16 protein-coding genes, 2 tRNA genes and 1 other RNA gene are annotated in these 12,573 nt (G+C 65.4%); 15 read left to right on the forward strand and 4 right to left on the reverse strand.

The window, feature by feature from the left end:
• Nucleotides 1–10 precede the first annotated feature (10 nt).
• From NYR97_RS14510 to dnaQ, 3 genes are read left to right on the forward strand one after another with little or no spacing between them, the layout of a single operon-like run.
• Nucleotides 11–667: a hypothetical protein gene (locus tag NYR97_RS14510; protein WP_316694091.1), complete on the forward strand. Its 657-nt coding sequence runs from the start codon at nt 11–13 to the stop codon at nt 665–667.
• Between the two features lie 31 nt (nt 668–698).
• Complete coding sequence (rnhA, locus tag NYR97_RS14515; RefSeq protein ID WP_316694093.1) at nt 699–1,151, forward strand: ribonuclease HI; 453 nt, start codon at nt 699–701, stop codon at nt 1,149–1,151.
• Between the two features lie 19 nt (nt 1,152–1,170).
• Nucleotides 1,171–1,905, forward strand: a complete 735-nt coding sequence (dnaQ, locus tag NYR97_RS14520; protein ID WP_316694095.1) for a DNA polymerase III subunit epsilon — start codon at nt 1,171–1,173, stop codon at nt 1,903–1,905.
• Here the strand turns inward: dnaQ and NYR97_RS14525 are convergent.
• On the reverse strand, nt 1,902–2,606 hold the full coding sequence (locus NYR97_RS14525) for a PP2C family protein-serine/threonine phosphatase (protein ID WP_006450178.1): 705 nt from the start codon (nt 2,604–2,606) through the stop codon (nt 1,902–1,904). The genes dnaQ and NYR97_RS14525 overlap by 4 nt on opposite strands.
• Before the next feature lie 197 nt (nt 2,607–2,803).
• On the opposite strand from NYR97_RS14525, the gene NYR97_RS14530 reads away from it, so the two are divergent.
• Both NYR97_RS14530 and NYR97_RS14535 read left to right on the forward strand, forming a co-directional pair.
• Nucleotides 2,804–2,894 (forward strand) — tRNA-Ser (locus NYR97_RS14530).
• A 99-nt stretch (nt 2,895–2,993) separates the two neighbouring features.
• Entirely contained in the window at nt 2,994–3,398 is a 405-nt protein-coding gene (locus NYR97_RS14535) for a DUF6165 family protein (protein ID WP_316694099.1), read from the forward strand.
• A gap of 105 nt (nt 3,399–3,503) precedes the next feature.
• Here NYR97_RS14535 and NYR97_RS14540 read toward each other — a convergent pair whose 3' ends face one another.
• Nucleotides 3,504–4,553, reverse strand: a complete 1,050-nt coding sequence (locus NYR97_RS14540) for a glycosyltransferase family 9 protein (RefSeq protein WP_205392206.1) — start codon at nt 4,551–4,553, stop codon at nt 3,504–3,506.
• A gap of 20 nt (nt 4,554–4,573) precedes the next feature.
• Here NYR97_RS14540 and NYR97_RS14545 point away from each other — a divergent pair, with 20 nt between their 5' ends.
• The 6 genes from NYR97_RS14545 to NYR97_RS14570 all read left to right on the forward strand — a co-directional run bounded on the left by NYR97_RS14545 (nt 4,574) and on the right by NYR97_RS14570 (nt 8,367).
• Nucleotides 4,574–5,323 (forward strand): 3-deoxy-D-manno-octulosonic acid kinase, encoded by a 750-nt coding sequence (locus NYR97_RS14545; protein WP_316694101.1) that lies wholly within the window; start codon nt 4,574–4,576, stop codon nt 5,321–5,323.
• Nucleotides 5,323–6,072 carry an MBL fold metallo-hydrolase gene (locus tag NYR97_RS14550; protein ID WP_205392204.1) on the forward strand — a complete coding sequence of 250 codons (750 nt, stop codon included), beginning with the start codon at nt 5,323–5,325 and terminating at the stop codon, nt 6,070–6,072. Before NYR97_RS14545 ends, NYR97_RS14550 begins: the two co-directional genes overlap by 1 nt.
• Nucleotides 6,072–7,106 carry a GTP 3',8-cyclase MoaA gene (gene moaA, locus NYR97_RS14555; RefSeq protein ID WP_316694105.1) on the forward strand — a complete coding sequence of 345 codons (1,035 nt, stop codon included), beginning with the start codon at nt 6,072–6,074 and terminating at the stop codon, nt 7,104–7,106. The genes NYR97_RS14550 and moaA overlap by 1 nt, the downstream gene beginning before the upstream one ends.
• Before the next feature lie 75 nt (nt 7,107–7,181).
• Nucleotides 7,182–7,679 carry a cyclic pyranopterin monophosphate synthase MoaC gene (gene moaC / locus NYR97_RS14560; protein WP_210762135.1) on the forward strand — a complete coding sequence of 166 codons (498 nt, stop codon included), beginning with the start codon at nt 7,182–7,184 and terminating at the stop codon, nt 7,677–7,679.
• Nucleotides 7,676–7,921, forward strand: coding sequence for a MoaD/ThiS family protein (locus NYR97_RS14565; protein ID WP_316694109.1), 246 nt, complete (start codon nt 7,676–7,678; stop codon nt 7,919–7,921). The genes moaC and NYR97_RS14565 overlap by 4 nt, the downstream gene beginning before the upstream one ends.
• Complete coding sequence (locus tag NYR97_RS14570; protein WP_316694111.1) at nt 7,918–8,367, forward strand: molybdenum cofactor biosynthesis protein MoaE; 450 nt, start codon at nt 7,918–7,920, stop codon at nt 8,365–8,367. The genes NYR97_RS14565 and NYR97_RS14570 overlap by 4 nt, the downstream gene beginning before the upstream one ends.
• 75 nt (nt 8,368–8,442) lie before the next feature.
• On the opposite strand, the gene ffs is transcribed toward NYR97_RS14570, so the two are convergent.
• Nucleotides 8,443–8,539: signal recognition particle sRNA small type (ffs, locus tag NYR97_RS14575), an RNA gene on the reverse strand.
• A gap of 69 nt (nt 8,540–8,608) precedes the next feature.
• Nucleotides 8,609–8,701, reverse strand: a tRNA-Ser gene (locus NYR97_RS14580).
• A 232-nt stretch (nt 8,702–8,933) separates the two neighbouring features.
• On the opposite strand from NYR97_RS14580, the gene dnaX reads away from it, so the two are divergent.
• The 4 genes from dnaX (at nt 8,934) to NYR97_RS14600 (ending at nt 12,464) form a co-directional block, all read left to right on the forward strand.
• Nucleotides 8,934–10,982 carry a DNA polymerase III subunit gamma/tau gene (gene dnaX / locus NYR97_RS14585; RefSeq protein WP_316694114.1) on the forward strand — a complete coding sequence of 683 codons (2,049 nt, stop codon included), beginning with the start codon at nt 8,934–8,936 and terminating at the stop codon, nt 10,980–10,982.
• 6 nt (nt 10,983–10,988) lie between these two features.
• Entirely contained in the window at nt 10,989–11,309 is a 321-nt protein-coding gene (locus tag NYR97_RS14590; RefSeq protein ID WP_005913896.1) for a YbaB/EbfC family nucleoid-associated protein, read from the forward strand.
• Between the two features lie 104 nt (nt 11,310–11,413).
• Nucleotides 11,414–12,007: a recombination mediator RecR gene (gene recR / locus NYR97_RS14595; protein WP_154844822.1), complete on the forward strand. Its 594-nt coding sequence runs from the start codon at nt 11,414–11,416 to the stop codon at nt 12,005–12,007.
• Between the two features lie 106 nt (nt 12,008–12,113).
• Entirely contained in the window at nt 12,114–12,464 is a 351-nt protein-coding gene (locus tag NYR97_RS14600; protein ID WP_006448425.1) for a histidine triad nucleotide-binding protein, read from the forward strand.
• The last annotated feature ends 109 nt before the right edge of the window (nt 12,465–12,573 follow it).

Consider the following 12,573-nt stretch of genomic DNA (forward strand, 5'->3'; position numbering starts at 1 on the left):
AATTGGGACCATGCCTGCCACGCCCTTCTCCCGTCAAGCTGGCGTCTCATCCTGGTTTGAAACAGGCGCGGGGCGCAGTCTGCTCCAGCTGGAGCGCCAAGTGGCGCTGGCGGCGCTGCAAACGCGTCCGTCGCAGCCCTGGTTGTGGCTGACGCCAACCACCGACCTGCCGCCGCGCGAGGCGTTGCAGGGGCGTGGTTTGCGCTTGTATCGCAGCGCGGGGCGCTTCGCTGGCGATGCGCGTTGCGCGATGCCGTTCCCATTGCCGGCCGAGAGCCTGCAGGCGATCGTGGTGCAGCATGCGGTAGTCGGCGGCGCGGCGGAGTTTTTGGCCGAATGCGAGCGGCTACTGATGCCCGGCGGCCGGCTGTGGCTGTTCACGCTCAATCCGATGAGCCCCTACCGGTTTCGCTGGGCGCGACGTGGTCCGGTCGCCCTGCGGCCGGATCGCTGGCGGTTGCTGGCGCAACGTGCGGGGCTGCAATGCGTGGACCAGGAACGTTACCTGGGGCCGATCTGGCGCACCGGAGGTGGCCCCTCCGGCCCTGGCCGCGCACCCTGGCGCGCGGTGTATTTACTCGAAGTGGAAAAGCGTGCCGCCGCTTCGATCGGCCCGACCCCGATCGCGATGCCCTCGCGCTGGCCGCAGCCCGTGGCCACGATCTGACTACCGACCACTTTCCAAACACCAGAAGCTGATGAAATCCATTGAAGTGCATACCGACGGCTCCTGCCTCGGCAATCCCGGGCCGGGCGGTTGGGCGGCCTTGTTGCGTTACAACGGCCGCGAGAAGGAATTGTCCGGCGGCGAAGCCACCTCCACCAATAACCGCATGGAGTTGATGGCGGCGATCATGGCGCTGGAAACGCTCACCGAACCGTGCCAGATCGTGCTGCACACCGACTCGCAATACGTGCGCCAGGGCATTACCGAGTGGATGTCCGGCTGGGTGCGCCGCGGCTGGAAAACTGCCGGCGGCGACCCGGTCAAGAATCGTGAACTGTGGGAGCGGCTGCACGCGGCCACGCAGCGTCACAGCATCGATTGGCGTTGGGTGAAAGGCCACAATGGGGATCCGGATAACGAGCGCGTCGACGTGCTTGCCCGAGATCAAGCCATCGCTCAGCGCGCTGGCATCGCAACATCGTAAGCAACAAGCAAGAGGATTCATGCGTCAGATCATTCTCGATACCGAAACCACCGGCCTGGAATGGCGCAAGGGCAATCGCGTCGTCGAAATCGGTGCAGTGGAGCTGCTGGAGCGGCGCCCCAGCGGCAACAACTTCCATCGCTATCTGAAGCCCGATTGCGACTTCGAACCCGGCGCGCAGGAAGTGACCGGGTTGACCCTGGAATTCCTGGCCGACAAGCCCTTGTTCGCCGATGTGGTGGAGGAGTTCCTGGCCTACATCGACGGCGCGGAACTGATCATCCACAACGCTGCGTTCGATCTGGGATTTCTGGACAACGAACTGTCGCTGCTGGGCGACAACTACGGCCGCATCGTCGAGCGCGCCACCGTGGTGGATACCTTGATGATGGCGCGCGAGCGTTATCCGGGGCAGCGCAATTCCCTGGACGCCTTGTGCAAACGTCTGGGCGTGGATAATTCGCATCGGCAGTTGCACGGCGCCTTGCTCGATGCGCAAATCCTGGCCGATGTGTATATCGCGCTGACGTCTGGCCAGGAGGAAATCGGGTTTGCCAGCGCCGATGCCGGTCAGAGCACCCAGGACGCTGACGGCATGATCAGCTTCGATCCGGCGCTGCTGTTGCCGCGCCCGCGCGTGGCGGTGACTGCCTCGGAGTCGCAGGCGCACGAGGCGCGTCTGGTGCAGTTGCGCAAGAAGGCCGGGCGTGCGCTGTGGGATGCGCCGGTCGAAGAAACTGCCGCTGCCGGCTAGTAGCTACGCACCAGAATCGCGGTGATGTTGTCCGAGCCGCCGCCATCCAGTGCGGCGGCGACCAGGCATTCGACGCATTCCTGGGCGCTGCAATCGGCTTGCGACAACGTTGCGGCGATGGTGGCGTCGTCGATTTCTTCGGTCAGGCCGTCGCTGCATAGCAGCAGCTGCATGCCGGATTTGAGTTCGCCCTGCATGGTGGCGACATTGAGGTGGGCCGGGTCGGTCACGCCCAACGCCTGGGTCACCACGTTGCGATGCGGATGCGCGCGTGCCTGCTCGCTGGTGAGCGTGCCCTGCGCGATGAGTTCCTGCACGTAACTATGGTCCTGGCTCAGCTGTGCCAGCCGGCCGTCGCGCCACAGATAGGCACGGCTGTCGCCGACCCAGGCCACTTCGAAGCGCTGGCCCAGCACACGGGCGGCGACCACGGTGGTGCCCATCGGCAAGGTGTCGTTGCAGCGGCGCGAGGTCTTGATGATTTCTTCGTCGGCGATACGCACCGCTTGCGCCAGCGGGGTGCCTGCGCGCACTTCGCGCACGATGGTTTCGCGCGCCAACGCGCTGGCCACTTCGCCGCAGGCATGCCCGCCCATGCCATCGGCGACCAGCCACAACCCCAGCTCGCTGTCGCCGTAGTACGTGTCCTCGTTGAGGTCGCGACGCAGGCCGACGTGGGTGAGATGTCCGAATTCGAGCATGGGGCCGGGTCGCCAGAGGGAAGGTGCGCCACCATCATCGCGGCCCGACCGGCCAGCGGCAACAGACTGCTTGCCGGCATTGCAGTGCGGGTTCACTCCGGGCCCGGATGGCGCCGTGTGTCGAGCTTGCCCAGCCCGCTTGTGGCTTGGCGCCTGTGCCCGTATGATTCACGGCCCCGGGACACCGGGGACCATCTGGAGAGGTGGCAGAGCGGTTGAATGTACCTGACTCGAAATCAGGCAGGCGTTTATAGCGCCTCGGGGGTTCGAATCCCCCCCTCTCCGCCAGATTCGCATCAGCCCCCGCAAGGGGGCTTTTGTTTATGGGTCGCAGCTAGCCGGTGCGATGCCTACACTTCCACCTTTGCTATCCGTTGGAGGCATGACATGTCCGAGATTCTGGTGCCGGTGTCCTTTGGTGAGCTGCTCGACAAGATCGCGATCCTGCAGATCAAGTCCGAGCGCATCAGCGACCCTGCCAAGCTGGCCAATGTGCGCAACGAGCTGTCTGCGCTGGAAATCAGCTGGATGGCGCATCCGGCCGCCGGTCACGACATCGTGCGTTTGCGTGCCGGGCTCAAGGCCGTCAACGAGCGGCTGTGGGTGATCGAAGACGACATCCGTCTCAAGGAGCAGGCGCAGACCTTCGACGATGAATTCGTGCAGCTGGCGCGCAGCGTCTATATCGAAAACGACGAGCGCGCGCGCATCAAGAAAGAGATCAACCTGGCGCTAGGGTCGTCGTATGTTGAAGAGAAGTCGTATCAGGACTATCGCGCCAAGGGTGTCTGAGCGCTAATGTTTTGCGCTGCTCCTAGGCAGCCGAGCAGTGGCGCAGTGCGCGCCGCTTGCTCAAGCGATTGAACGCCTGTTTGAGCGACCGTCCGTCGCCGCCTCTCAGCGCGGATGATCGGTGCGATAACGCTCGAAAGCAGCGATCGCATCGTCCACGGTGATCAGCGACATCACCTCGTCGAACTCGATTTTGGTGCCCCATTTCAGCTGGTCGGCCGGCTTGCCCAGGTATTTGCGGGCGGCCGCATCGTAACGGTCCACGCAATAGCGCACGTCCGAATACGGGCCGCTGCGCAGCGGATTGCTCGCTGCATGCAGGCCGAGCACCTTGGTGCCCATCGCGTTGGCGATGTGCATCGGGCCCGAATCGGGGGTGACCACCAGATCGGCGCGGGCGAGCAGGGCGGGGAGCTGCTTGAGTGTGTCCTTGCCGACCAGGTCCAGCACCGGCGTGTGCGCGGCCGCGACGATGGCATCGGCGGTGCTGCGTTCAAGCTCGCTGCGGCCACCGCACAGCACGATTCGCCAGCCTTGCGCAGCGGCGTGATCGGCCAGCGCCGCGTGGCGGTCGGCGTACCAGTTGCGGCGCGCATGGCTGGAGCAGGGCGAAATCATCAGCACCGGGCGGCCGTCGTTATCCCACTGCGCGCGTGCCCAGCTGTGCGCATCGTCCGGCACTGGCAGATCCCAGCGCACCTTGCTCTGGCTCAGGCCCAGCGGTTCGGCAAAGCTGCCGATGGCGTCGAGCACGTGGATGCCGGGGCGGTCGGCGATGCGCTCGTTGACGAACAGGCCGTGCAGGTCTTTGGAGCGGCTGCGGTCGTAGCCGATCCGCCGCCGCGCCGGCACGAATGCCGACAGCACATTCGCGCGAAAGGCTACCTGCATCTGCAGCAAGGCATCGAAGCGACCCAGGGGCGCCAGCGACTGACGCAGCGCACGCATGCCGGCCACGCCAGTGCGCTTGTCGTAGGCATGAAACTGCACGCCGGGCAGGCCGTCGAGCAATTTCAGCCCGGCCTTGTCGATGATCCAATGCAGTTGGCTTGCCGGAAATCCCGCCTGCAAGGTGCGCACCAGCGGCACCACGTGGGTGACGTCGCCCAGGGCGGACAGGCGCAGCAGGCATAACGAAGCGGGCGTAGAAGCCATGGTGTTGTTAGACTCGATAGATGGTTTCTTTCGACGCCACTGAAGCGCTGACGCCGTACCGCGAAGGCCGCGGTTATGGCGCCATTCTGTTCGACCGCGAACGGCTGCGGCAAGCCGATGCCACGCTGTTTTCGCCGCAGCATTGGGGTGACAGGGCGCGGCCGGTGGATGAGGGCGGGCGTGGCGGGGCGTGGTTTGTGGATGCGCCGTTCGGCCGTAGCGTGTTGCGGCAGTATCTGCGTGGCGGCATTGCTGCCCGGGTGAGTCGCGATCGCTACCTGTGGAAAGGGGCGGGGCGCACGCGCAGCTTCGCCGAGTTCCGGCTGATGCGCGAGTTGCTCAGCCGCAAGTTGCCGGTGCCGCGCCCGTTGGCGGCCTGCTACCTGCGCGAAGGATTGGGCTATCGCGCTGCACTGTTGATGGAGCGCCTGGAAAACGTGCGCTCGCTGGCCGATCACGCGCAGGTCGCCGGGCGTGGCGCGCCGTGGGAAGAGACCGGGCGGTTGATAGCGCGCTTTCATCGCGCCGGCCTGGATCACGCCGATCTCAACGCGCACAACATTCTGTTCGATGCCGGTGGGCACGGCTGGTTGATCGATTTCGACCGTGGCGTGTTGCGCATTCCGGCCACGCGCTGGCGCGAGCGCAATCTGGCGCGGCTGCATCGCTCGCTATTGAAATTGCGCGGCACGCGCAGCCGCGAAGAGGTCGACAAGGATTACGAGCGCCTGCATCGCGCTTACGAACTGGCCTGGGGCCGGGGCTACTGATGAACTGGGCGTTGCGTGTGCAGGGGGTCGGCAATGCGTCGGCGGTGGCGCTTGGCTCGCCGATGGCCACACTCGAGCGTGCCGGCGCGCCATGGCTGACCATCGACTGCGGCAGCGAGGGGCTGACTGCCTACCAGGCCCATTACGGCCGGTTGCCGCAGGCGTTCTTCATCACCCATGTGCATCTGGACCATGTCGGCGGGCTGGAGCGGATGTTCGTGGACAGCTATTTCTCCGAGCGGCGCGGGCGCACCCGCCTGTACGTGCCGGCGCCGGTGGTTCCGCTGCTGCAGCGGCGGATCGCCGACTACCCAAATGTGCTGGCCGAGGGCGGTGCGAACTTCTGGGATGCGTTTCAGCTGGTGCCGGTCGGCGATGCGTTCTGGCATGACGGCGTGCGGCTGGAGGTGTTCCCGGTGCGCCACCATTGGCCGGAGACCGCGTACGGGCTGCGCCTGAAGGGCGCGTTGGTCTGGAGCGGCGATACCCGGCCGATCCCGGAAATGCTGGCCCGCTATGCCGATGACGGCGAGCTCATCGCGCATGACTGCGGCGTTCACGGCAACCCGTCGCATACTGGCGTGGATGATCTGGAGCGGGAATACCCGCAGGACCTGTTGAGCCGCATGCTGCTGTACCACTACGCCAGCGACGCCGACGGCGACGTGCTCCGCGCACGCGGCCATCGTGTTGCGGTGCCTGGACACTACCTGGAGCTGGCGGAGCCCACCGCCGCCATGGTGCCCTGATGAGCGCCTTGTTGCTTCCGAATCAGATCGCAGCGCCGATGCAGGACCGCTATGGCCGGCCGCTGCGCGATTTGCGGCTGTCGGTTATCGAGGCCTGCAACTTCCGTTGCGGTTATTGCATGCCGGCCGATCGCGTGCCCGACGACTACGGATTCGACGCGCAGCAACGCCTGAGTTTCGATCAACTGGAAACGCTGGTGCGTGCATTCGTCTCGGTAGGCGTCACCAAGGTGCGTCTGACCGGCGGCGAGCCGCTGCTGCGACGCGACCTGCCGAGCTTGGTTGCGCGACTGACCGCCATCGACGGCATCGAGGATCTGGCGCTGACCACCAACGGCACCTTGCTGGCGCGTCAGGCGGTTGCGCTGCGTCAGGCCGGGCTGCGCCGCATCACCGTGAGCATGGATGCCTTGGATCCGGAGCTGTTCAGGCGCATGAGCGGCAACCGCGGCGAGATCGCGCAGGTGCTGGCCGGTATTGCCGCTGCCGAGCAGGCCGGCTTCCAGCGGTTGAAGATCAATTGCGTGGTGCAGCGCGGCGTCAACGAAGATCAGGTGTTGCCGCTTGTGGAGCACTTCCGTGGCACCGGCCACGTGCTGCGCTTTATCGAATTCATGGATGTGGGCAGCTGCAATGGCTGGACGGCGGATGCGGTGGTGACCTCAGCGCAGCTGCACGAACGCATCCACGCGCGCTGGCCACTGGCGCCGCTGGATGCCAATTACACCGGCGAAGTGGCGCAACGGCATGCATTTGCCGACGGCGCGGGCGAAGTGGGTTTCGTCAGCTCGGTCAGTGTGCCGTTCTGCGGGGATTGCCAGCGTGCCCGCGTGTCGGCCGATGGGCAGTTGTACACCTGCCTGTTCGCTAGCCGGGGTCACGACCTCAAGCCGGCGCTGAGCGAGGGTGAGCACGAATTGTCCGAGCATCTGCGCGAGCGCTGGAGTCTGCGCAGCGACCGCTACAGCGAGGTGCGTGCGTCATCGGCGCCGCGCCGTGGCAAGCCGGTCGAGATGTTTTTGATCGGCGGGTGAGCGATGCCGTTTCATCAAGGCGCTGCTTTCACCGAGAATGACGCATCCTGAGCGTCTGTCATCGTGTCGTTTCCCATGCCTGCAAAACCTCGTTCCGCACGCCTGACCCACTTGGACGAGGCCGGGTTGCCCACCATGGTGGATGTCTCGGACAAGGCGGTCACTGCGCGCAGCGCCACCGCCCAAAGCCGAGTGCGTTTTCCTGCCGCTGTGGCCGCGCAGTTGCGCGCCAACGGCTTGCGCAGCGCCAAGGGCGGCATCGTGGAGACCGCAGTGATCGCCGGCACCATGGCGGTCAAGCGCACGCACGAATTGATTCCGTTCTGCCACCCGCTGCCGATCGATGCGTGCCGCTTCGAGATCGACTGGGCGGGCGAACAGGTGCTGCACATCAGCTGCACGGTGCGCTGCGTACACCGCACCGGTGTGGAGATGGAAGCGCTTACCGGTGCCAGCGTGGCGGCATTGACGGTCTACGACATGTGCAAGGCGCTGTCGCATGCAATGAGCATCGGCCCAACGAGGCTGGTGTCCAAACGCGGCGGCAAACGCGATATCGGAGCAACGCGATGAGCGCGACAGTGACGGTGCTGTACTTCGCCAGCTTGCGTGAAGCGGCGGGCATCGCAAGCGAGCAGGTGCACTCGGATGCGCAGGATTTGCGCGCGTTCTATGCCGAACTCGATACGCGCCATGGCCTGCGCTGGACGCCGACGCAGCTGCGCGTCGCGGTGGATGGCGCGTTCGCGCGCTGGGAAGACGAGCTGCGCGACGGCAGTGAAATCGTGTTTATTCCACCGGTGTCGGGAGGTTGAGTGTGAGCGAGCAGACAACCGCCATCTTTGCGCTTTCTGACGTGCCGTTACCGATCGACAGCTTGCGTGCTGCGCTGGAGCATCCGCATGCCGGCGCGTTTGCCAGTTTCGAGGGTTGGGTGCGCAACCACAACGAAGGCCGCGGCGTGGCCGGGCTGCGCTACGAAGCCTATGCCGCACTCGCGCAGGCCGAAGGCCAACGCGTGCTCGACGAAGCGATGAGCCGGTTTGCCATCGTCAACGCGCACTGCGTGCACCGCGTGGGCGAGTTGCGCATCGGCGACATGGCGGTGTGGGTGGGCGTCAGCGCAGCGCATCGCGGGGCCGCATTCGATGCCTGCCGCTTCATCATCGACGAAGTCAAGGCACGCGTGCCGATCTGGAAGCACGAGCATTACCTTGAAGGCGATGCGGGCTGGCTGCATCCGGAAGCGCAGACGCAATGACAGCGTTGCTGCCGCTTTGCGAATGCGCACACAACCACCGCCACATGGGCAGCCTGTTCTCTGATTAGGGTGGTGTCCCCGCCGGTTGACCTCGGCGCCCGCGTCAATCGATACCGTTGCTGCCTTCCGGCCCTGGCGGGATTTTCGATCTAGCGTCGCGAGGGACCGACGGGGCCACCATAAGACGTGGGCCACTGGCGTGACCCTGGATCCATGCAATCGCGTTGCAGGATCATTAATCTGGCGGAGAGAGGGGGATTCGAACCCCCGAAGCGCGGTTTAGACGCTTACACACTTTCCAGGCGTGCTCCTTCAACCACTCGGACACCTCTCCGTACCTGCCGTCCGACTGGGTCGGCGGCAGGAGCGGGATTCTAGCCGCCGCGGGCGCGGTTAACAAGGCGAACGATCTCTGCGGTCGGGAGCATGCCGCCGATGTAGGCCCTCAGGTTAAGCAAACGCGCTTGCCGGACGACCTCGGTCAGCGGGGACGGCGGGGGCCACTGCTGAACGATCAATCTGGCGCGCCATGGCACAATATCGGTTCAGAAGAAGCTGGTTGCCCGATGTCTTATCTTGTTCTCGCCCGCAAGTGGCGCCCGAAGCGTTTTGCCGAACTCGTTGGCCAGGAACATGTGGTCCGCGCGCTCAGTAACGCGCTCGACAGCGGGCGCGTGCACCACGCGTTTCTGTTCACCGGCACCCGCGGCGTGGGCAAGACCACCATCGCGCGCATCTTCGCCAAGTCGCTCAATTGCGAGCAAGGCACCAGCGCCGATCCGTGTGGCACGTGCCCGGCCTGTCTGGATATCGATGCCGGCCGCTATATCGACCTGCTGGAAATCGACGCCGCCTCCAACACCGGTGTGGACGATGTGCGCGAGGTGATCGAGAACGCGCAGTACATGCCCTCGCGTGGCAAGTTCAAGGTCTATCTGATCGACGAAGTGCACATGCTCTCCAAAGCGGCGTTCAACGCGCTGCTGAAGACGCTGGAAGAGCCGCCCGAGCACGTGAAGTTCCTGCTGGCCACCACCGACCCGCAGAAGTTGCCGGTGACGGTGCTGTCGCGCTGCCTGCAGTTCAATCTCAAGCGGCTGGACGAAGATCAGATCCAGGGCCAGATGACCCGGATCCTGGCCGCCGAGCAGATCGAATCGGATCCGTCGGCGATCGTGCAGCTGTCCAAGGCCGCCGATGGCTCGTTGCGCGATGGGTTGTCGCTGCTCGATCAGGCCATCGCCTATGCCGGCGGCGCGTTGCGCGAGGACGTGGTGCGCACCATGCTCGGCACGGTCGACCGCACCCAGGTCGGGGCGATGTTGCAGTCGCTGGCCGATGGTGATGGTGCGCGTCTGTTGCAGGTGGTCGCGGCGTTGGCAGAGTTTTCGCCCGACTGGAGCGGCGTGCTGGAGGCCTTGGCCGAGGCCTTGCACCGCATCCAGGTGCAGCAGCTGGTGCCGTCGGTAGCATTTGTCGGCGATGGCATCGACCCGACCGCGTATGCCGCGCAGCTGCGGCCGGAAGTGGTGCAGCTGTGGTACCAGATGGCGCTCAACGGGCGTCGCGATCTGTATCTGGCGCCGAGCCCGCGCGCCGGTTTCGAGATGGCGGTGCTGCGCATGCTCGCTTTCCGCCCTGCGGCGGCGGTGCCGGCTGGTGGCAGCGACGATGGACGTGGTGCCAGTGCCGGCGGCCATGTGCGTTCTGCGGCAACTGGCGTGCAGGCCGCCGCACCGGTGGCAGCCGCGCCTGCTCCCGCACCCGCGGCGGTGGCGAAACCGGCCGACCTGGAGGCCGCGCCTGCTGCCGTGGCTGCGGTCGCCGCACCGGCGCCGGTCGCTGCTGCGCCCGTGCCTGTCGTGGTGCTGCCCGCTGCGCAAGCATCGACCGATAGCCGCCCATCGACAGCTCCAACGCGCAGCGACGACACGCCGCCCTGGGCGATGGACGATGCGCCGGTGCGCGCCAACACTGCCCCCGTCGCTGCGGCGACGCCCGCGCTGGCGCCGGAAGCGGCAATGGCGCCACCCGCAGCAGTCGATGCGGCGTTGCCGGCTGCGGTCGCGCCCGAAGCGGCGGTGGCAGTTGCCGCAGCGGCTGAGGTACCTGCGCCTGCAGCGGCGGTGATGTCGATGCCATCGGTTGCCGCACCCTCCATATCGGCACCAGCACCAGCACCGCCACAGACAACCGATCCATCGCCCCTGCTCGACGGCGGCCACATCGCCGATGCTGAGCAATGGCTGGAGCTGGTCACCCGCAGCGGCTTGAACGGCCCCTCGCGCCAGCTTGCGGCCAATGCTGCCTTCGTCAGTCATCGCGATGGCGTGCTGCGTCTGGCGCTGGCGCCGGGCTTTGAATATCTGAACTCCGAACGCTCTATCGCCAACCTTGCGCAAGCGCTCGCGCCCGAGTTGGGAAACACGCCGCGCATCGTCATCGAAACCGGCAGCGCCGATGTCGAGACCCTGCACGAGCGCGCCAATCGCCAGAAAGGCGAGCGCCAGAGCGCGGCCGAAACCGCCTTCATGAACGATCCGAATGTGCAGCAGCTGATCCAGCAGCAAGGCGCGCGGGTCGTCCCCGATTCCATCCGCCCTTACGACGAGTAACGACACATGCGTGGGAACATTGCCCAATTGATGCAGCAGGCGCAGAAGATGCAGGAAAACCTGCAGCGCGCCCAGGAAGAACTGGCCAAGCTGGAAGTCACCGGCACTGCCGGCGGCGGCATGGTCAGCGTGACGCTGACCGGCGCCAAGGAGTGCCGCAAGGTGCGGATCGATCCGAGCATCCTCTCCGACCAGGAGATGGCCGAGGATCTGATCGCCGCCGCCTTCAACGATGCCTCCAACAAGATCGACGCCGAATCCAAGGACCGGATGGGCTCGGCCACCGCCGGCATGCAGTTGCCGCCGGGCATGAAGTTGCCGTTCTGAGAGGCGGGGAATCGGGAGTGGGGAATCGGGAATCGTAAGAGCGAGATTATCTTTCGCTTTTGCCATTCCCCACTCCCGATTCCCGATTCCCGATTCCCAACCCAATGTCCTCTCTTCTCGAACAACTGATCGAGGCCTTCCGGGTGTTGCCGGGCGTGGGCCAGAAATCGGCGCAACGCATGGCCTACCACGTGCTCGAACGCGAGCGCGAGGGTGGGCGTCGCCTGGCCACGACGTTGGCCAATGCGGTGGAGAAGGTCGGGCATTGCGCGCAGTGCCGCGACTTCACCGAGTCGGAGATCTGCGCGATCTGTGCCAGCGCCAGTCGCGACCGGCAACAGCTGTGCGTGGTCGAATCGCCGGCCGATCGTCTGGCGATCGAGCACGCCACCGGGTATCGCGGGCTGTACTTCATTCTGCAGGGGCGCTTGTCGCCGCTGGATGGCATCGGCCCGCGCGAGCTGGGGCTTGACCGGCTGGGCGAGCGTCTGGCCGCCGGTGAAGTCACCGAAATGATCATCGCCACCAATGCCACGGTCGAAGGCGAGGCGACCGCGCATTACCTGGCGCAACTGGCGCGGCAGCATGCGGTGCGCCCGAGCCGGCTCGCGCAAGGCATGCCGTTGGGCGGCGAACTGGAATACGTCGATCGCGGCACCTTGTCGCATGCGTTCGGCACGCGCAGCGAGGTGCTTTGAGCGCGGGGATTGGGGAGTCGGGATTGGGGGTTCGTAGGAGCGAAAAGCGGAGGCATGCGCGGTAAGCTCTTCCCAATTCCCAATTCCCAATTCCCAATCCCCACCCATGACCGACACCATCTTCGGCAAGATCATTCGTCGCGAAATCCCGGCCAACATCGTCTACGAAGACGACGAGGTGCTGGGCTTTCAGGACATCGCACCGCAGGCGCCGGTGCATGTGCTCTTCATTCCCAAGCAGCATGCGATTCCCACGCTGGACGATGTGCCGCCGGAGCAGGCGCTGTTGGTGGGCAAGCTCGCACTTGCTGCAGCGTCGTATGCACGCGAGCAGGGGCTGGCACAGGACGGCTATCGCATCGTGATGAACTGCCGCGAGCATGCAGGTCAGACGGTGTTCCATATCCATCTGCATCTGCTGGCTGGCGCGCCGTTGGGGCGTTTCGGTACGCCCTGACGCATTTCTCGGTCAAGCGTCGCCTGAGCGCGTAACGCGTCTGATGCGAGTCGCCAAATCGCATAAACAAGAACGCCGCTCCCTGCGAGCGGCGTTCTTGTGTGACAAC

Source organism: Xanthomonas hydrangeae, from assembly GCF_032697525.1.
Taxonomy (GTDB): Bacteria; Pseudomonadota; Gammaproteobacteria; order Xanthomonadales; family Xanthomonadaceae; genus Xanthomonas; species Xanthomonas hydrangeae.